Genomic DNA, 19,036 nt, shown 5'->3' on the forward strand with positions numbered 1-19,036 from the left:
GGCGGGGTCAGCGGGGGGAGTAGGTCAGGCAGTCGGCCGTGCCGTGCATGGCGCCCACCGAGATGCCGGTGGCCTGGCACTCGAAGTCGGTGTTGTGCCGGCAGTCCGACATCTTGCAGGCGCCGACGTGCGCGGCGGCCTCCGGACTGCCGCCCTTGCGCGGGGCGGTGAAGAACGTGTCGCATTGGGCCTGCTGGGGGTCGCCGACGGTGATGGCGAGCGCGTGGCAGGCGTGCTCCCTGTTGTACGCGCAGGGCTCCACGGCGCATTCGGTCACAGCGGGCATCTCCATGGATCTCTCCAGTGCTCTTCGGGTGTCCTCGGGCGCTTTCCGGTGTTCGGGAACCCGGCCCGGGGCCGGGCTGTCCGAGGTGGAGACTTTCCCGGGCGGGCGGCGGCGCCTGCCTCCAGGGCGCCACAGTTCACCCGATGGGCCGAGCGCGGAGAAGGCCGCCGGATCCCCATCCGTCTGAATAGTGTGCCAAGCAGTTCGTATTGCAAATCGGAGATCGCGATGAGTGGCCTGAACCTGACACCCGGAGGCGGGGCAGCGGCCCGCCCGGGTGAACCGATACCTTTGGTCAAAGGCTCTGGAGCCTGACGGAAGGAGCCGGTGGGCATGGGGAGCGAGAAGGACGCGGGGCGTCTGCCTCGGCTGCAGCTGGACGAGCTGCTGGACGAGTTGCAGGCCCGCGTCGACGCGGTGCGCGGCACCCGGGACCGGGTGCACAGCCTGCTCGAGGCCGTGATGTCGGTGGGGCAGGAGCTGGAGCTGTCCCACGCCCTCCAGCGGATCGTGGAGGCCGCGGTGCTGCTGGTCGACGCCGAGTACGGCGCCCTCGGCGTCATCGGCGAGGACGGCAGGCTCTCCCAGTTCATCCCGGTGGGCATCGACGCGGAGACGGTCGAGGCCATCGGCCCGCTGCCGTCGGGCCACGGGCTGCTGGGCGAGCTGATCCGCCACCCGGAGCCGCTGCGCATCCCGGAACTGGCCGAACACCGCAACTCCTCGGGCTTCCCGCCCAACCACCCACCGATGCACTCCTTCCTGGGCGTGCCGATCCGGGTGCGCGAGGAGGTCTTCGGCAACCTCTATTTGACCGAGAAGCGGAGCGGGGCGGAGTTCGACGCCGAGGACGAGGCGGTGCTGTCCACCCTCGCCGTGGCGGCGGGCGTGGCCATCGAGAACGCCCGCCTCTACGAGCAGGCCCGCAACCGCGAGCGCTGGATGGAGGCCAACGCCGAGATCACCGCCGGACTGCTGTCCGGGGTGGACGAGCAGGAGGTGCTGGCCCTGGTCGTCGGCCACGCGCGCCACATCCTCGCCGCCGACCTGGGCGTACTGACCCTGCCCCTGGAGGACACCGGCAACCTCCAGGTGGTGCTGGCGGAAGGGGAGGGCTGCGAGGCGTTCCGCGGACTGGTGCTGCCCCCGGAAGGATCGTTCGTGGGGGCGGCGCTGGCCGCCGGCGAGGCGGTCACCAGCGCCGACATCGCGGGCGACCCCCGAGTCTCGGCGGGTGCGCAACGCTGGAAGGGCATGGGACCGGCGGTGGCGGTGCCGATGGGCGCCGGCGACGGGGTGCGCGGTGTGCTGCTGCTGGCACGCCGGGAGAGGCGCGCGCCGTTCACGGAGACGGAGACGGCGCCGCTGGCGTCCTTCTCCGGACAGGCCGCGGTGGCCATGGAGCTGGCGGAGCGGCGCCGGGCGGCCGAGCAGGTGGCTCTGCTGGAGGACCGCGACCGCATCGCCCGCGATCTGCACGACCTGGCCATCCAGCGGCTGTTCGCCACGGGCATGACGCTGCAGAGCGCGGTGCGCTTCGTCCAGCACCAGGAGGCGAGCGAGCGGCTGCTGCGGGCCGTGGACGACCTGGACGAGACCATCAAGATCATCAGATCGACGATCTTCGGCCTGCGCAGCCACGGGGACGGCCGGTCCCGGCAGCAGGGGCTGCGGGTGCGGGTGGCCCGGCTGGTGGAGGAGGCCGTGGGGAACCTGGGCTTCACCCCGGCCCTGCGCATGGAGGGGCTGGTGGACACCGACGTTCCGCCCGCCGTGGCCGAGCATGTGGTGGCGGTGCTGGCCGAGGCGCTGTCGAACGTGGCGCGGCACGCGCGGGCCGCGGTGGCCGAGGTGTCGCTGGTGGTGGCGGGCGGCTCCCTGACCGCCACGGTGGCCGACGACGGGGTGGGCATCCCGGAGGGCGGCCGCCGCAGCGGGCTGGTGAACCTGGCGGAGCGGGCCGAGAAGCTCGGCGGCGAGCTGCTGGTGGAGAGGCCGCCGGCCGGCGGCTCCCGCCTGGTGTGGCGGGTGCCGCTGGACGGGGCCTGAGGAACCGGGCCCGCGGGCCGGGGCGGCGCGGTCAGAAGCCCGTCTCCAGCACCTCCCGCACGGGCCGGCGGGGTGTGGCCGGTCCCTCGGGGCCGTAGCCGAGGCGGACGAGCATCTGGACGTACCGCGGGCCCGCGGTGACGCGGTGCAGGGAACTCCGGAGGTCGGGCCACTCCAGGGCCTGGTGCAGCAGTGAGGTCCGCACCGAGTGGGCGGTGGCGACCAGCAGGACGTGTTCCAGCGCCTGCCCGGCGCGGAGCCAGTCCGCGCGCCGGTCGCGGGCCGTGGCCAGGACGGCGACGGTGGGTCCGGTCTCGAACCGGGCCGTGAGGGCGCCGGCCGCCCCGACGCCGGAGAAGTCGCGCAGCGGCAGGCGCCCGGTGGCGTCACGGGCGCCCAGGGCGGGGCCGGGAAGCCCGTCGTGGGCTCCCTCGCGCATCCAGGCGCGGTTCTCGGCGCGGCGCTCGTCGGTCTCGGTGTTGCGGCGTTCGGCCGCGGCGGTCAGGCGCATCATCCGGGCGGTGTCCCGGGCGCCGGGGAACCACAGGGAGGCGCCCTCGGCACGGGCGGCGGCGGCCAACTCGCGCAGGAGCCCGGCGGGCGGGCGGTGGGGCGAGAAGGGGAAGCGGCTGCTGTGCCGGCGCCACAGGGCGGCGTACAGGTCGGGGCGGTGGCGCGGGTCCGGGGCGCCGGCTCCGACCGGGCGCACGGAGGCCAGCAGGTCCGGCTCGCCGGGGCGGGGCAGCAGGCGTACGGACGGCTCCCAGCCGGTGTGGGCCACCGCCACGCGGAGGTTGAACACGGCGGCGCCGACGGAGACGTGCAGGGCCCGGCCGACGGGGTCGGTGTGGCGCAGCCCCCGCCCCGCGGCGGCGCGTACCTCCAGGGTGGAGGTGGAGGTGTCCAGGCGGTAGCGCCAGGGCTGGGTGTTGTGGATCGACGGTGCGGCCACGGCGGCGGAGACGAGGTTCTCCAGGACGACCGCGTCGAGTGTGGTGGATGGCATGGGGTGCTCCTCCCGTTCCGGCCGCCACCAGGCTGCCGGGCCGGCCGTGCGCCGGGGCAGTGCCGTTGGTCCCGTTCCGCGCCGCCGACCGGTCCAGGCGGCCGGGCGGCCCGGGAAGCGGGGCCGTACGGCCCCCCGGCGCGTCCGGTCGGCCCCTGCCGCGGCGGTGCGCGGGTCGGTTGACTGGAGGCGATGTCAAGGAGGTGCGTCATGGAGAAGGTGGCGGTGGCCCTGTCGGGGGGCGATGCCTACCAGATCTCGGTGCGCGGTCACGAGTTCACCGTGGACCAGCCGCCGGAGGCCGGCGGCGAGGGGCTGGGGCCCACACCCGTGGACCTGTTCGTCGCCTCGCTGGCTTCGTGCGTGGGCTTCTACGCGGGCCGCTATCTGGCGCGGCACGGGCTGCCGCGCGAGGGGCTGCGGGTGGAGACGGAGTACGAGATGGCCGCCGACCGGCCGGCGCGGGTGGGGGAGGTGCGGCTGCGCCTGGTGCTGCCGCGGGACATCGGGGAGACGCGCACCCGGGCACTGGCGGCGGTGGTGGACCACTGCACGGTGCACAACTCGCTGCGGCAGCCGCCGCGGGTGGACATCGAGATCGGCTGACCGGCCCAGGAGGGGAGCGGCCCGGCCCGGGAACCGGCCGGGCCGCGGTCTTCGGCCGGGTGCCTTCCGGCCCGGTGTCCTCGGTCCGGCTTCCGGGTTCCGCCCGGAGTCCGGACCTTCGCCGTGTCCTGTGCCGTGTCCCGCCCGGGACACGGCACAGGACACGGCGGCTTTCGGGTGCTCAGGTGTTCTGGGCCGCCCCGGTGAGTTCGGCGGCGACCGAGCGCGCCCACCGGCGGATGTGCTCGCGGTCGCGGAAGTCGCCGCCCTTGCCCTGTTTGACGATCTGCCGGGCGATGAAGCCGCGCGCGTCCTCGCCCAGCCGGCCGCCGAAGGTGGTGTGGCCGCGTGCGTCGATCAGGGCGGCCACACGCGCGGCGCCGGGGGCGGGCGGGATGTCGCGCTCCTCGGCGGAGGCGTCCAGCGGGCCGCTGCTGAACAGCCACACCGGCAGCCGCGCCAGCGCGTGGCGCCTGCGCCGGGCGAAGCGGGTGGCCTCCCCGACCCAGCGGCCCGCGTACAGGCCGGAGCCCAGCAGGACGGCGTCGTAGGCGTCGAGGCCGTCGAGGGCCGCGGCCTCGGCGGCGGGCAGGACGTCGGCGGTCAGGCCGCTGTCCCGCAGGTCCTGGCCGATCCACTGGGCGATTTCCGCGGTGGAGCCGTTCTTCGAGCCGTAGGCGACGAGTACGTGCGGTGGTGTCATCGTGATCGCCTTCCTGTGCCTTGCCGGTCCTCCCGGGTGCCCGGGAGGACCGGTGCCGTACCGGTGGCGTGCCGGCGGGTGGGTCAGTGGTTGCGCAGCCAGCGGTCGGCGAGGCCGTGCAGTGCGGGTTCCTCGGGCCGCAGCCGTGAGTCGTCCAGGCGGTAGGCCAGGTGGCTGACGACGTCGACCACGCCGTCCAGGCGGCGGATGAGGGCGGTGGCGACGGGGATCTCGCTGCGCCGCTCGACCTGTCCGGTGAGGGTGACCACGCCCTCGGCGACGGAGACGGAGACGGTGTCCGGGGACAGCCACAGGGACCGGATAAGGACCTCGTCGACGACCTGGGCGCGGATGTCGGCGTCCGGGCGGAGGAAGACGCCCAGCAGGTCGCGGCGGGTGACGATGCCGACCAGCCGCTCCTCCTCGTCCAGGACCGGCAGCCGCTGGACGCCGTGCGCGACCATGGTGCGGGCCGCGCGTGCCACGGAGTCCAGGGCGTGGACGGTGACGGCGGGAGCGGTCATCAGTTCACCCGCGGTCAGCGGGCGTCCGGCGGCGGCCCGGCGGCGGCCGGGGCGCCCCCTGGGCGGGGCGCCGTCCGAGCCCTGGCGCGCCTGGTGGGCCAGGAGGTCGGTCTCGGAGACGATGCCGAGGACCTTGTCGTCGCCGTCCACGACGGGCAGGCCGCTGATGCCGTGCCGTGCGAGCAGGTGGGCGATCTGCTTGAAGGGTGTCGTCGGGTGGGCCTTGACGACGTCGATCGTCATGACGGCGCCGACCACTTTGTGCTTCATGGCGTCCTCCGTGTTCTCTTTCCGGCGGCCTGTCAGCGCAGCCGGCGCAGGTGGGGGTCGTGGGCGCGCCCGGGCAGCAGGCGCACGCGGACATCGACGGCGGTGGCGCCGTCGGGGCGGGCCAGAACCGGGCCGAGGTGGGCCTCGGTGAGTTCGGGCAGATCGCAGGCCATCCGCGACAGGCGCAGCAGGATCTGCTCCAGGGCCTCCAGGTCCACCGGTGTGCCGCGGCGCCCGAGCAGCAGGGGGGCGCAGCGGGGTGCGGTGATCAGGTCATGGACGTCCCGGTCGGTGAGCGGGGCGAGGCGTGCGGCGTGGTCGGCCAGGAGTTCGGCGGCGGTGCCGCCCGGTCCGAAGAGGACCAGGGGGCCGAAGACCTCGTCCTGGACGACACCGGCGACCAGTTCGGTGCCGCGCCGTGCCATGGGCTGGACGAGTGCGCCGGTCATGGCGCCGTCCAGGCGGGCGGACAGCTCCCGCCAGGCGGCCCGTACGCGGTCCTCGCCCTGGAGGTCGAGGGCGGTCGCCTCCTCCTCGTTCCTGTCCTGCAGGCCGGGCCAGTGGGCCTTGAGGGCCACACGTCCATCGCCCTGTGCGGCCAGGCGGGCGGCGGCCTCGGCGGCGGCGTCCTCGTCCCCGGCCCAGGCCTGGGGGAGGCGGGGGATGCCGTAGTGGTCCAGCAGGCGGGCGCAGTCGCGGGGGCCGAGCAGGCCGCCTCCGGGGTGGTCGGCGAGGAAGGAACCGACCAGAGCGCGGGCGGCCCCGGTGTCCACGCCGGACGGTTCGGGGACCTCGCCGGGCGGACGGCCCAGCCAGCGGGTCCGTTCGGCGGCGTGGGCCAGGGCGCGGGCGGCGTCCTGGGGTTCGGCGTACGCCGGGAGGGCGGTGCCGTCGTCCGAACGGAGCAGGCGGACGCGTTCGGCCTGGCCGGGCAGGACGGCGACGATGGTGCGGGAGGGGTGGGCGGCGGCGGTGCGCAGCAGTTCGCGGACCGTCGTCTCGTGGTCCTCCGCGCTGCCGTCGGCCGGGGCGGTGGGCACCAGGACGGCCAGGACCGCGTCCACGCCTCCGTACCCGGCCAGCCGTCCCGCGCAGTCGGCCGGCCCCGGCCCGTCGGCGGCGCCGGTGTCGACGGGGTTGCCGGCGGAGGCGACGGCGCCAGCGGGCGGGGCGCCGAGCAGTTCGGCGGTGAGGGAGCCGGGCAGCCGGGGCAGGATCAGTCCGGCCTCGGCGCAGGCGTCGGCGGCCAGGACCGCGGCGCCCGTGGCGTTGGAGACCACGGCCACCCGGGTGCCGGTGGGCAGGGGCTGGGAGTGGAGCAGGGCAGCGGTGTCCAGGAGTTCGCCGATGCCGCGGGTGGCGATCACCCCGGCCTGTTCGAACAGGGCGCGCCGGGTCATGGCGGGGGCGGACGCGGCGGCGGTGTGGGCCGCGGCGGCGCGGCGTCCGGCCTCGGAGCGTCCGGCGTCGACGGTGAGCACGGGCATGCGGCGGGCGACGCGGCGGGCGGTGCGGGAGAAGGCGCGCGGGTTGCCGAAGGACTCCAGGTGGAGCAGGGCCAGGCCGGTGCGGCCGTCGCCCTCCCACCACCGGAGCATGTCGTTGCCGCTGACGTCGTACTTGTCGCCCAGGGAGGCGAAGGTGGAGACGCCGATGCCCAGGCGGGCCAGCCCGCCCAGCAGGGCGGTGCCGACCCCGCCGGACTGCACGGCCACCCCGGCGGTGCCGGGGGCGGGGTGTGCGGCGGTGAGGACGGCCGCCAGGCGGACGTCGTCCTCGGTGTTGGCGGCGCCCAGCGAGTGGGGGCCGAGCAGGCGCATGCCGTGGCGGCGGCAGGAGGCCAGCAGGGCGGCGCCCCGGGTGGCGTCGAGGCGGGGGCCGAGGACGGCCAGGGCGCGCACCCCCGTCTTGCCGCACTGCTCGGCGGTCTCGGGGACCTCGTGGGCGGGGAGGGCCAGGACGGCCAGCTCGGGTGCCTTGGGCAGGGCGGTCACCGAGGGGTGGGCGGGGACGCCCTCGACGGACCGTGCGCCGGGGGCGACGGCCAGCAGGCGCCCGGTGAAGCCCGCGCGGCGCAGGCCGCGCAGGACGGTGCGGCCCGCCTCCCCCTCCGGTCCGTCGGCGCCGACCACGACGAGGGAGCGGGGGCGCAGCAGCGGGCGGAGGCTGGCGGCGTCGGCGGTGCGGGCGCGCTCGTCGACGGCGGTCAGGTAGTGCTCGTCGGGGTCCAGCCGGATGGTCCAGCGCACCTCGCCGGCGTCGTAGCGGCGGGTGGTGTGCAGTCCCAGGTCGGCGAAGACCTTCTGCATCGCGTGGTTGTCGGCCAGGGCCCCGGCGGTGAAGGCGGTGACGCCGGCGGCGCGGGCGGCGTGGACGAGGTGTTCGAGCAGCAGGGTGCCCACGCCGCGGTGGTGGAACTCGTCGGTGACCGCCAGGGCGACCTCCGCGGTGCGGCCCGCGCCCCCGTTCCCGTCCCCGCTTCCGTCCTCGCCCTCGTACTCGGCGATCCCCACGGGCCGCCCCTCGTGGAGGGCCAGCAGGGCCAGGCTGCCGGGGCGGGGCGGGGCGCAGACGCGGCGGGCGGCCCGCCGGCCCAGCTCGAGGCCGGAGCCGAAGAACCGCAGGCGCAGGTTCTCGGGCGACATCCGCTCGTACAGCCCCTCGACGCCGGTGCGGTCCTCGGGGCGGGCGGGGCGGATCTCCACGGTCCGGCCGTCGGCCAGCAGCGCGTGGGCCGGCCGTACGGTGGGCGCGGCGCCCGTGGTGTCCGCCGTTCCGGTGGTGCCGGTGGTACCCGTCATGGCCGGTCCCCTCTCCTTCTGCCTCGGTTTCCAGGGTGCTGCGGGAGCGGGGCCGCTCCCAGGGCCGGCAGGGGCCCGGCGCAGGGCCGTTCGGCCCGGGCCGGGCGGGGCGGAGGGCCCGGCAGGCCGGTCGGTCCCGTCTGTCGGGACCTGTGTCCCCTCGCGGTGGCGGGTACCCGGCCGCAGCCTGGAGGTGGAGCGGACGACCGCTCCACCGGGAAGGCTTGGAGGTACACACCATGACCCGCACCGTCACCGTGGGCCTGGACGGCTCGCGAGAGAGCCTGGCCGCTGCCGAGTGGGCGGCCCGCGAGGCGCTGCGCCGCACGCTGCCGCTGCGGCTCCTGCACGTGAGGGAGAACGACTCCCACCCGAGGGTGCTGTCCGGGATGGACCCGGAGGCGCGGGAGCGGTGGGAGGCGCTGCCGGACGAGACGGCCGCCGACCTGGCCCGCAGGCACCCCCCGCTGGAGGTCGCCGTGGAGCGGCTGGCCGGCCGCCCGGCCGAGGTGATCAGGGATTCGGTGGGCGAGGCGGAGCTGCTGGTCCTGGGCTCGCGGGGCCGGGGGACGCTGACGGGCTTCCTGGTGGGCTCGGTGGCGCTGTCCACCGTGGCGCACGTGGAGTGCCCGGTGGTGCTGGTGCGGGCCGGGACGGCCGAGCAGGACACCGGTGACGTGGTGGTGGGACTGGACCTGACCAGGCCGCGCGAGGAGCTGCTGGAGTTCGCCTTCGACGCCGCCGCCCGGCGCGGGGTGCCGCTGACGGTCGTTCACGGCTGGGACCCGCCGCCGGTGTACGGCATCAACCCGGTGGCCGTGAACCCCCATCTGATCGACGACCTGGCCGAGGAGAAGTCCGACGCCCTGACCCGGGTGCTGGCCCCCTGGCGGGAGAGGCACCCGGAGGTGGAGGTGCGGCCGCAGGCCGTGGTCGGCAGGGCCGCCCACCACCTGCTGGAGGCCGCCGAGAACGCCTCTTTGCTGGTGGTGGGGCGCCGCAACCGCCGCGCCCGGCTGGGCTTCCACACCGGACCGGTCACCCACGCCCTGATGCACCACTCGCCGGCGCCGGTGGCCGTCGTACCGCACGACTGAGCCGGCCCGGTGCGGCGGGCCGGCCCTCGCGGCAGGCTCCCGCACCGGGGCCGCGACCCCCATCCGCCGAGGTGCTCCGCCGCCGGGCGCAGGCCCGCGCGGGCGCCGAGCCGCTGAGGAGGCACCACAGATGGTCCGCTACGTCCAGGACTTCACCGAGGGGGGCCGGGAGCAGGCCGACCTGCTCGGGGGCAAGGGCGCCAATCTCGCCGAGATGACCCGTATCGGCCTGCCCGTGCCGCCCGGTTTCACCGTCACCACCGAGGCGTGCCGGGCCTATCTGGCCACCGGCGCCGAGCCCGAGGGGCTGTCGGAGGAGGTGGCCGGACACCTGGCGGCGCTGGAGCGGGCCGCCGGGCGGAGGCTGGGCGACCCGGACGACCCGCTGCTGCTGTCGGTGCGCTCGGGCGCCCGCCACTCCATGCCGGGGATGATGGAGACGATCCTCGACATCGGACTGAACGACGCCTCCGTGCACGGGCTGGCCCGCACCTCCGGGCACGAGGACTTCGCCTGGGACTCCTACCGGAGGCTGATCCAGATGTTCGGCACCACGGTGATGGGGATCGACGGGGCCCTGTTCGCCGAGGCGCTGGCCCGCCGGCCCGACCCGGGGCAGCGGCGGCTGCTGGTGGAGGACTTCCGCCGCATCGTGCGCGAGCGCACGGGCGAGGAGTTCCCCCAGGATCCGGCCGAGCAGCTGCGGCGCTCGGTGCGCGCGGTGTTCTCCTCGTGGAACACCGAGCGCGCCCGCGTCTACCGCCGCCGCGAGCGCATTCCCGAGGACCTGGGCACGGCCGTCAACGTTCAGACGATGGTCTTCGGCAACGCCGGCCCGGACTCGGGCACCGGTGTGGCCTTCACCCGCGACCCGGCCACCGGGCTGCAGGGGATCTACGGCGACTACCTGGCCGACGCCCAGGGCGAGGACGTGGTCTCCGGGGCGCGCAACACCGTGCCGCTGGCCGAGCTGGAGCGCATGCACCCCGAGTGCTACGCGCAGCTGTGCGAGTACATGGAGCGGCTGGAACGGCACTACCGGGATCTGTGCGACATCGAGTTCACCATCGAGCGCGGCAGGCTGTGGATGCTCCAGACCCGGGTGGGCAAGCGCACCGCCGAGGCGGCCTTCCGCATCGCCGCCCAGCTCGCGGACGAGGGGACGATCGGCTGGGACGAGGCCCTGGACCGGGTGAGCGGCGAGCAGCTCGCCCGGCTGATGTTCCCGAGCTTCGACACCGCCGGGGCCGGTGAGCCGCTTGCCCGCGGGGTGCCGGCGTCCCCCGGCGCGGCCTTCGGGGCGGTGGTCTTCGACTCGGCCGAGGCCGCCCGCCGGGCGGCGGCCGGGGAGAAGGTGGTGCTGGTGCGCGGCGAGACCACGCCCGACGACCTGCCGGGGATGGTGGCCGCCCAGGCGGTCCTGACCAGCCGGGGCGGCAAGACCAGCCATGCGGCCGTGGTGGCCCGGGGCATGGGCCGGGTGTGCGTGTGCGGCGCGGAGGCCGTGGAGATCGACGCCGCCGCGCGCCGTTTCACCGTGGGCGGCACGGTGGTCGCCGAGGGCGAGACGGTCTCCGTGGACGGGTCGGCCGGCGCCGTCTACCTGGGCGAGCTGCCTCTGGTGGGCTCCCCGGTGATGCGGTACTTCGAGACCGGACAGCGGCTCCCGGGCGTGGTCGACGCGGTGGCCCGGCTGATGGAGCACGCCGACGCCACGCGCCGTCTGGGAGTGCGGGCCAACGCCGACACGCCCGAGGACGCCGCCCGCGCCCGCCGCTTCGGCGCGCGGGGCATCGGCCTGTGCCGCACCGAGCACATGTTCCTGGGCGAGCGGCGGCGGCTGGTGGAGGCGATGATCCTGGCCGAGGACGACGCCGGGCGCGAGAAGGCGCTGGCGGCGCTGCTGCCGCCGCAGCGCGAGGACTTCACCGCCATGCTGGAGGCGATGGACGGCCTGCCGGTCACCATCCGCCTGCTGGACCCGCCGCTGCACGAGTTCCTGCCCGACCACACCGAGCTGGCGGTGCGGGTGGCGTCCGCCGGGGCGGCCGGGAGCGAGCCCGACCCGCACGACGTGCGGCTGCTGGGCGTGGTGGAGCGCATGCACGAGCACAACCCGATGCTGGGGCTGCGCGGGGTGCGGCTGGGCCTGGTGGTGCCGGGGCTGATCGCGCTGCAGGTGCGGGCGGTGGGCGAGGCCGTGGCGCGGCGGCTGCGCGACGGCGGCGACCCGCGGGCGGAGATCATGGTGCCGCTGGTGGACACCTCCGACGAGCTGCGGCTGGTGCGCGAGGAGGTGGACGCCGTACTGGCCGAGGTCTCCCGGGAGACGGGAGTGGAGGTCACCTGCCCGGTCGGCACGATGATCGAGCTGCCCAGGGCGGCGCTGACCGCGGACCGGATCGCGGCCGAGGCCGAGTTCTTCTCCCTGGGCACCAACGACCTGACCCAGACCACCTGGGGGCTGTCGCGCGACGACGTGGAGGGGTCGTTCTTCTCCGCCTATCTGGAGCGGGGCATCCTGCGGGACTCGCCGTTCGAGACGCTCGACCGGCAGGGTGTGGGCCGGCTGGTGCGGATCGCCGTGGAGGAGGGGCGGGCCGCCCGGCCGGGGCTGAAGGTGGGGGTGTGCGGCGAGCACGGCGGCGATCCCGACTCCGTGCACTTCTTCCACCAGGCGGGTCTGGACTACGTCTCCTGCTCGCCCTTCCGGGTGCCGGTCGCCCGTCTGGAGGCGGCCCGCGCGGCTCTGGCTCCCGGCCGTGCGCGGTCGACGACCGCATGACCTCCGCCCGCTCCCGCCCGGTGCCCGCACGGGCGCCGGGCGGGAGCGGCCCCGGACGGGTGTACGGCGCCCGGGGCCGATCGGCCCACCGGAAGGGCGGCCGACCCCAGGCGGAAAAGGACTTTTCCGGTAAGGGTGGAACGAGGCGGGCGAGGTGCCCGCGCCGTGCGGCGGAACGGGAGGAGCGACCATGGACTCCAACACAGCCGGACCCCGGGGCCATGTGGCCGTCGGGGTGGACGGCTCCCGGCACGCCGAGATGGCGCTGGAGCAGGCGGCGGCCGAGGCGCGGCGCCGCGGGGTGCCGCTGGAGGTCGTGCACGGCCGCCCCTGGGCCGCGCTCCCGCAGACCGGGGCGGAACCGGCGGCGCACACCCCCTCCCGCGAGGACGCCCGGGCGCTGGCGGAGTCGGCCGCCGGGCACGCCCGGCGCCTGGCCCCGGGGCTGGAGGTGGTGGCCTCGGCCGTGGACGAGGACGCCCCGGGCGCCCTGGTGCGCCTGAGCCACCGGGCCGCTCTCACGGTGATCGGCTCCCGGGGGCTGGGCGGCTTCACCGGCCTGCTGCTGGGATCGGTGGGCCTGCGTGTCGCCGCGCACACCGCCGGCCCGCTGCTGGTGGTGCGCGGCGACCTGCCGCCGGAGCACGGCCGCGTCCCCCACGACACCGTGCTGCTGGGCGTGGAGGACGAGGCCGACACCGACGCGGTCGATCTGGCCTTCCGCGAGGCCGCCGCCCGGCAGGCGCGCCTGGTGGCGCTGCACGCCTGGGTCTACCGGCACCTCGCACCGCCCGGGGAGCCGCTGGTGCCCACCAGCCCGCGGCGCGAGGACATCGCCCGGGTCGCGCGCGCCGAGACGACCGCGGCCGAAGGGGTGCTGGGTCCGTTCCGCGACCGCTATCCGCGGGTGCGCGCGGAGGTCAGGGCCGTCAACGGCGCCGCCGCCCCCGCGCTGGTCGAGGCCAGCGAGGCGGCGGACGTGGTGGTGGTGGCCGTCCACCGGCGGCGCGGCCGGCTGGCGATGCGGCTGGGCCCGGTGGTGCACTCCCTGCTCCACCACGCCCGCTGCCCGGTGCTGGTGGTGCCGGTCCCGCTCGGCGGGGAGCTGGGCGGAGGCCACGGTGGCAATCACAGTGAGGAGGAAGCGACATGACCGTACTGGTGGGATACGCCAGCGCCCACGGCTCCACCCGCGAGATCGCCGAGCGCATCGCGGCCCGGCTGGCCGAGCGGGGCGTCGGGGCCGAGGCCGCCTCCCTGGACGCGGTGGGCGACGCGGGCGGCTACGACGCCTACGTGCTGGGCAGCGCCGTCCACGGAATGGCCTGGCTGCCGGAGGCCACCGGGTTCGTCCACACCCACCGGGAGCTGCTGGCCGGCCGACCGGTGTGGATCTTCAGCGTCGGCATGCCCGCGGCCCTGCGCGGCCCGTGGAAGCCCATGGCCGCCAAGGAGGAGCCGAAGGTCACCGAGGAGGTCCTGGCCGACCTCTCCCCCCGCGAGCACGCCATGTTCTCCGGGGTCGTCGCACCGGAGCACCTGCCCGGCGCCGGACGCGCGATCTTCCGGGCGATGGGCCTGCGCTACGGCGACTACCGCGACTGGGAGGCGGTCGACGCCTTCGCCGACACCGTCGCGAACTCCCTGCACCCGGCCCCCGGCAGTCCCTGAGCGCCCGCGGACACCAGAGAACGAAGGAGCTGATCACCGTGTTCTCCATGGCGGCAACCGGGGCCCGCCGGCCCGTGACGGTGGAGGCGGAACTGGACCGGCCTCTGTCGAGGTGGCTGTGGCTGGTGAAGTGGATCCTGCTGATCCCGCACTTCGTCGTGCTGTTCTTCCTGTGGTTCGCGTTCTTCGTGGTGACCGTGATCGCGTTCTTCGCGATCCTGTTCACCGCCCGCTACCCCAGGCCGCTGTTCGACTTCAACACCGGTGTGCTGCGCTGGAGCTGGCGGGTGGCCTTCTACTCCACCAGCGCGTTCGCCACCGACCGCTACCCGCCCTTCAGCCTGGGACCGGAACCGGACTACCCGGCGCGGCTGGAGATCGACTACCCCGGGCGGCTCTCGCGCGGCCTGGTGCTGGTGAAGTGGTGGCTGCTGGCGATCCCGCACTACATCGTGGTCGCCTTCCTCGCCGGGAGCTCCGGGGGCCAGGAGTGGTGGTTCGCCTACGCGGGGCTCATCGGCGTCCTGGCGTTCTTCGCGATCGTCGCCAAGGCCTTCACCGACACCTACCCCAGGGGCCTGTTCGACCTGCTGGTCGGGCTCAACCGCTGGGTGCTGCGGGTGACGGTCTACGCGGCGCTGATGACGGACGCCTACCCACCCTTCCGGCTGGACCAGGGCGGCAGGGAACCGGAGCCCGCGCCGTGATCAGAGCCCTGGTGGTGATCTTCCTCCTCGCTCACGCCCTGGTGCACTTCCGGGTCTGGGTCACGCCGCCGGACCCGGACAACCCCCCGCCCTTCGCACCCGGCCACTCCTGGGCACTGGCCGCGGCCCATGTGACCGAGGAGACATCCCGGGCCGCGGCGACCGCCCTGGCCGCGGTCACGGCCCTGCTGTACGCCATCGCGGGCGTGGCCCTGCTGGCGGACGCCGGCTGGTGGGCGCCCGCTGCCGTGGTGGCCGCGGCGGGCGGGCTGGTGCTGAAGGTGGTCTGGTTCAACCCGTGGCTGCTGCTGGGCATCGCGCTGGACGCGGGCGTCGTCCTGGCCGTGACGCTGACCTGGCCCGCCTCGCTGTACTGATCCGGTCCGGACTGCCGGGCCGATCCGATCCGGTCCGGGCCGGGCCCGCACGCGCCGCCGAGCATCCACCGTGACCAACCGGAGCAGACCATGCAGGACCCGCCCGCCCCTCCCGCCGCGCGCCCGGACGGCCTCACCGAGGAGGAGGCCGCCCGGCGGCTGGCGGAAGGAGGCCGCAACGAGGTGGGACGGCCCCCGGGCACACCGCTGCGGGCACGGGTGGCCGCACAGCTGCGCGACCCGCTGATCCTGGTCCTGCTCGGCGCGGTGGTGCTGACGCTGCTGACCGGGGATCACGCCGACACGGCCGTCATCGCCCTGGTGATCGTCGCCAACACGGGCGTCGGAGTGGCCCAGGAGGTGCGTGCCGACAACGCCATCGCGGCGCTGACCGCCATGTCCGCCCCCGTGGCCCGGGTGGTGCGCGGCGGCGTCGAACGGGAGGTGCCCTCGGCCGAGGTGGTGCCCGGCGACGTACTCCTGCTCGGCGAGGGCGACATCGTCCCGGCGGACGCGCGGCTGCTGCGCTCCTGGGTGCTGGCGGTGGACGAGTCCGCGCTGACCGGCGAGTCCGTGCCCGTGGACAAGGACCTCCGGGCCGGTGGCCCGGAGGCCGGCGCCCTGCGGGCGGGCACCGTCGTCGTACGCGGCCGGGCGGTGGCGTCGGTCACCGCCACGGGTGCGGACAGCGCGCTGGGCCGCATCGCCGCCCTGCTGCACCCCCGCCGCGACCCCACCCCGCTCCAGCGCCGCCTGGCCGGCCTGGGCCGGGTGCTCGCCGCGGTCACGGTGGCCCTGTGCCTGCTGGTGCTGCTGCTGGGCCTGGCCCGCGGCCAGTCGCTGGAGACGATGGCCGTCACCGCGATCAGCCTGGCCGTGGCCGCGGTCCCCGAGTCGCTGCCCGCCGTCGTCACCCTCGCCCTGGCCCTCGGCGCCCGGCGGATGGCCGCCCGCAACGCGCTGGTGCGGCGGCTGCCCGCGGTGGAGACCCTCGGCTCGGTCACCGTGCTGGCCACCGACAAGACCGGCACCCTCACCGAGGGGCGCATGGTCGTGGAGCGGGTGTGGACGCCCCGGGGCACCGTCCGCCTCACCGGCGGCGGGTACGAGCCGGCCGGCGAGATGCTGTCCGACGGCGGTGGCAGCGGCGGCAGCGGCGGCGGGCCGCCCGCCCCCGCGGCGGCACAGGCCGTACGGGCCCTGCTGACCGCCGCCGTGCTGTGCAACGACGCCGCGCTGCGCCCCCCGCACGAGGGCGAGGAGCGCTGGAGTGCGCTCGGGGACCCCACCGAGGCGGCGCTGCTGGCCGCGGCCGCCAAGGCCGGCCTGGACCGCGACGGGGTGCTGCGCGCCCACCCCCGGATCGGCGAGGTGCCCTTCGACAGCCTGCGCAAGCGCATGACCACCGTCCACCGGGAGCCCTCCGGCGGGCGCCTGGTGTGTCTCAAGGGCGCCCCCGAGGCGGTTTTGAACGGTTCGCTCCTGGACGAGACGCCCCTGCGGCTGGAGCGCGCCCACCGCGAGGCCGCCGCGCTGTCGGCGGAGGGCTACCGCGTCCTGGCCGTGGCCTCCGGCCCGCTCGGCGGGGAACCCGGCCGCCGGGAGGAGGCCGAGAGCGGGCTGCGGCTGCTGGGGCTGGCGGCGCTGAGCGATCCGCCCAAGAAGGTGGCCGGGGCCACCGTCGCAGCCTTCCGGGAGGCGGGCATCACCCCGGTGATGATCACCGGGGACCATCCGGCCACCGCCCGCGCGATCGCCGCCCGGCTCGGCATCCTCGACCGGGGCCCGGGCCCGGCCGGAACCGACGGGGCCGCGCCCACCGAGCCGCCCGAGGTGGTCACCGGCCGCGCGCTGGCCGCCGGGCGGGTCGCCGACCCGTCCACGGTCCGGGTGTTCGCCCGCACCGACCCGCAGCAGAAGGTGGACATCGTCCAGGCCTGGCGGGCACGCGGCGCGGTCACCGCCATGACCGGCGACGGCGTCAACGACGGCCCGGCGCTGCGGCAGGCCGACATCGGGGTGGCGATGGGACGGCGGGGCACCGAGGTCGCCCGGCAGGCCGCCGACCTGGTGCTCGCCGACGACGAACTGCGCACGGTGGTCGCGGCGGTGGAGGAGGGCCGGCGGGTCTACGACAACATCCGCCGTTTCCTGCTCTACGGCATGGCCGGGGGAGCGGCGGAGATCCTGGTGATGCTGATCGGCCCCTTCCTCGGCCTGACGGTGCCGCTGCGGGCGGGCCAGATCCTGTGGATCAACCTGCTCACCCACGGTCTGACGGGCGTGGCCATGGGGGCCGAGCCGGTCTCCGCCGACGCCATGCACCGCCCGCCGCGGCCCCCCGGCCGGCATGTGCTCGGCGAAGGGCTGTGGCTGCGGATCCTGCGGCTGGCCGCGCTGGTGACGGCCGCCTCCCTGGCCGCGGCGCTGTGGGCGCGCGAGACCGGCCGGCCGTGGCAGACCACGCTGTTCCTGGCCCTGCTGGCGGCCCAGCTCGGCGTCGTGCTGGGGCTGCGGGAACGGCTGCTGACGCGGGAGAACCCCTTCCTGCCGGCGGCGGTACTGGCCGCGGTGGTGCTGGGCGCGGCCACCGTCACGGTGCCCTTCCTGGAGGGGCTGCTCCGTACCGAGCCGCTGGACGCGTCCGCCCTGGCGGCCGTCGCGGCCGTCGGTGCGGCCGGGTTCGCCGCCGCCCGGTTCGAGAGCCGCTTCACGCGAGGCACCGGGGGAGGGGCGGCCGCCTTTCCCGGTGCCGGCTTCCCCACCTCCGCCGGCCTTCCCGCCTCCGGCGGGCCGCCGCGGGCCTGAGGCCTCACGCGCGTACGGCCGCCGCTCCCTCGGGCGGGCGCGGCGGCCGTACGCAGGCCGGACCGGGCCGGGGCCCGGTCAGCGCGGGACGGGCGGGGGGACGAGGACGTTCTCGCCCGTGCGCCCGGCCAGGTGGTCCTCGACGTTGGCGGCGGTGGCCCGGACGATCTGCTCCACCGCGTCGTGGGTGAAGTACGCCTGGTGGGAGCTGACCAGGACGTTGCGGAAGGTCATCAGCCGGGCGAGGGTGTCGTCGGTCACCACGTCCAGCGAGCGGTCGAAGAAGAAGACTCCGGCCTCCTCCTCGTACACGTCCAGCCCCACCCCGTCCAGGCGGCCCTCGCGCAGGGTCTCCACCAGGGCGTGGGCGTCCATCAGACCGCCCCGGCTGGTGTTGATCAGGATCGCGTCGTCCTTCATCCTGCGCAGGGCGTCGCCGTCGACCACGTGGTAGGTGTCGGGCAGCAGCGGCAGGTGGAGGCTGATCAGATCGGACTCGGTGAACAGCCGGTCACGGTCGACGTACTCCATGCCCAGGGCCAGGCACTCGGGGTTCTCCGCGACGTCGGAGCCGAGCAGGCGCATGCCGAAGCCCGCGGCGATACGGGCGAAGGCCGCGCCGATCTTCCCGGTGCCCAGGATCCCGGCGGTGCGCCCGTGGAAGTCGCGTCCCATCAGGCCGTTGAGCCGGAAGTCGAAGTCGCGGGTGCGGGTCACCGCGCGGGGTACCCGTCGGTTGACCGCCAGGGCCAGCGCCCAGGCGAACTCGGCCACCGAGTGCGGGGAGTAGTGCGACACCCGCGCCACCGACAGACCCAGCTTCCGGGCGGCGTCCAGGTCGATGTTGTTGTAGCCGGTGGCGCGCTGGGTGACCAGCCTGGTGCCGCCGTCGGCGAGAGCGGTCAGCACCTCCTCGTCCAGCACGTCGTTGACGCTGCTGCACACCACCGCACACCCGGCGGCCGTGGCGGCGGTGTCCCGGTCCAGGACCAGATCCAGGCAGCGCAGGCGGTGCCGCCCGTCGAACGCCTTCTCCAGCAGGGGCCGTTCGTCGGCGACGACGCCGTAGGCGACGACGTCCACCGCCTCCTTCGCCCTGCCGGCCGTGCCCTGTGCCGTCCGTTCCACCGTTTCCTCCCTCGTCCTGCGCCCTGCCCCGGCGCGCGTGCACGTGTCCGGCCGGCCGTGCGGGGCCGGCGGGGGCGCGGGGTTCCGCGCCCCCGTGGAACACGCTGCCCGCAAGCCTTCCGCGGACTCCCGCCCCGGGCCCAGGGCCGAACGGGCCACCCGGCCCCGCCCGGAGGCCCGGAGCGGGCCGGTGCCCGGGCACCGGCCCGCTCCCGGCG

15 protein-coding genes are annotated in these 19,036 nt (G+C 75.8%); 9 read left to right on the forward strand and 6 right to left on the reverse strand.

The features are described from left to right. Nucleotides 1–7: 7 nt before the first annotated feature. Entirely contained in the window at nucleotides 8–292 is a 285-nt protein-coding gene (locus ACW69E_RS16470) for a DUF1540 domain-containing protein (RefSeq protein WP_457498998.1), read from the reverse strand. 327 nt (nucleotides 293–619) lie between these two features. Between ACW69E_RS16470 and ACW69E_RS16475 the strand changes: the two genes are divergently transcribed. Next, a complete protein-coding gene (locus ACW69E_RS16475; RefSeq protein WP_457498999.1) occupies nucleotides 620–2,335 on the forward strand; it encodes a GAF domain-containing protein in 1,716 nt (571 codons plus the stop codon). Between the two features lie 31 nt (nucleotides 2,336–2,366). On the opposite strand, the gene ACW69E_RS16480 is transcribed toward ACW69E_RS16475, so the two are convergent. Further along, on the reverse strand, nucleotides 2,367–3,341 hold the full coding sequence (locus ACW69E_RS16480) for an Acg family FMN-binding oxidoreductase (protein WP_457499000.1): 975 nt from the start codon (nucleotides 3,339–3,341) through the stop codon (nucleotides 2,367–2,369). Between the two features lie 210 nt (nucleotides 3,342–3,551). Between ACW69E_RS16480 and ACW69E_RS16485 the strand changes: the two genes are divergently transcribed. Then, entirely contained in the window at nucleotides 3,552–3,947 is a 396-nt protein-coding gene (locus ACW69E_RS16485) for an OsmC family protein (RefSeq protein WP_457499001.1), read from the forward strand. A 181-nt stretch (nucleotides 3,948–4,128) separates the two neighbouring features. On the opposite strand, the gene ACW69E_RS16490 is transcribed toward ACW69E_RS16485, so the two are convergent. From ACW69E_RS16490 to ACW69E_RS16500, 3 genes are all read right to left on the reverse strand, one after another. After that, the gene (locus tag ACW69E_RS16490) at nucleotides 4,129–4,650 is read right to left on the reverse strand and encodes a flavodoxin domain-containing protein (RefSeq protein ID WP_457499002.1); all 522 of its coding nucleotides are present in this window, start codon (nucleotides 4,648–4,650) and stop codon (nucleotides 4,129–4,131) included. 83 nt (nucleotides 4,651–4,733) lie between these two features. Then, nucleotides 4,734–5,444 (reverse strand): CBS domain-containing protein, encoded by a 711-nt coding sequence (locus tag ACW69E_RS16495; protein ID WP_457499003.1) that lies wholly within the window; start codon nucleotides 5,442–5,444, stop codon nucleotides 4,734–4,736. A 32-nt stretch (nucleotides 5,445–5,476) separates the two neighbouring features. After that, nucleotides 5,477–8,245, reverse strand: coding sequence for a bifunctional acetate--CoA ligase family protein/GNAT family N-acetyltransferase (locus tag ACW69E_RS16500; protein ID WP_457499004.1), 2,769 nt, complete (start codon nucleotides 8,243–8,245; stop codon nucleotides 5,477–5,479). A gap of 239 nt (nucleotides 8,246–8,484) precedes the next feature. On the opposite strand from ACW69E_RS16500, the gene ACW69E_RS16505 reads away from it, so the two are divergent. The 7 genes from ACW69E_RS16505 to ACW69E_RS16535 all read left to right on the forward strand — a co-directional run bounded on the left by ACW69E_RS16505 (nucleotide 8,485) and on the right by ACW69E_RS16535 (nucleotide 17,690). Continuing rightward, complete coding sequence (locus ACW69E_RS16505; protein WP_457499005.1) at nucleotides 8,485–9,342, forward strand: universal stress protein; 858 nt, start codon at nucleotides 8,485–8,487, stop codon at nucleotides 9,340–9,342. Nucleotides 9,343–9,472: 130 nt separating this feature from the next. Further along, nucleotides 9,473–12,127 carry a pyruvate, phosphate dikinase gene (gene ppdK, locus ACW69E_RS16510; RefSeq protein WP_457499006.1) on the forward strand — a complete coding sequence of 885 codons (2,655 nt, stop codon included), beginning with the start codon at nucleotides 9,473–9,475 and terminating at the stop codon, nucleotides 12,125–12,127. Nucleotides 12,128–12,317: 190 nt separating this feature from the next. Then, the gene (locus ACW69E_RS16515) at nucleotides 12,318–13,280 is read left to right on the forward strand and encodes a universal stress protein (RefSeq protein ID WP_457499007.1); all 963 of its coding nucleotides are present in this window, start codon (nucleotides 12,318–12,320) and stop codon (nucleotides 13,278–13,280) included. Next, a complete protein-coding gene (locus ACW69E_RS16520) occupies nucleotides 13,277–13,798 on the forward strand; it encodes a flavodoxin domain-containing protein (RefSeq protein ID WP_457499008.1) in 522 nt (173 codons plus the stop codon). Before ACW69E_RS16515 ends, ACW69E_RS16520 begins: the two co-directional genes overlap by 4 nt. A 47-nt stretch (nucleotides 13,799–13,845) precedes the next feature. Further along, entirely contained in the window at nucleotides 13,846–14,505 is a 660-nt protein-coding gene (locus tag ACW69E_RS16525) for a DUF4389 domain-containing protein (RefSeq protein WP_457499009.1), read from the forward strand. Continuing rightward, on the forward strand, nucleotides 14,502–14,882 hold the full coding sequence (locus tag ACW69E_RS16530; protein WP_279951376.1) for a hypothetical protein: 381 nt from the start codon (nucleotides 14,502–14,504) through the stop codon (nucleotides 14,880–14,882). Before ACW69E_RS16525 ends, ACW69E_RS16530 begins: the two co-directional genes overlap by 4 nt. A 90-nt stretch (nucleotides 14,883–14,972) precedes the next feature. Next, nucleotides 14,973–17,690, forward strand: coding sequence for a cation-translocating P-type ATPase (locus ACW69E_RS16535; protein WP_457499010.1), 2,718 nt, complete (start codon nucleotides 14,973–14,975; stop codon nucleotides 17,688–17,690). Nucleotides 17,691–17,768: 78 nt separating this feature from the next. Here the strand turns inward: ACW69E_RS16535 and ACW69E_RS16540 are convergent, their stop codons facing one another. Further along, the gene (locus tag ACW69E_RS16540; RefSeq protein WP_457499028.1) at nucleotides 17,769–18,773 is read right to left on the reverse strand and encodes a 2-hydroxyacid dehydrogenase; all 1,005 of its coding nucleotides are present in this window, start codon (nucleotides 18,771–18,773) and stop codon (nucleotides 17,769–17,771) included. Nucleotides 18,774–19,036: the final 263 nt, after the last annotated feature.

The sequence above is a fragment of the Streptomyces sp. SS8 genome (assembly GCF_054072955.1).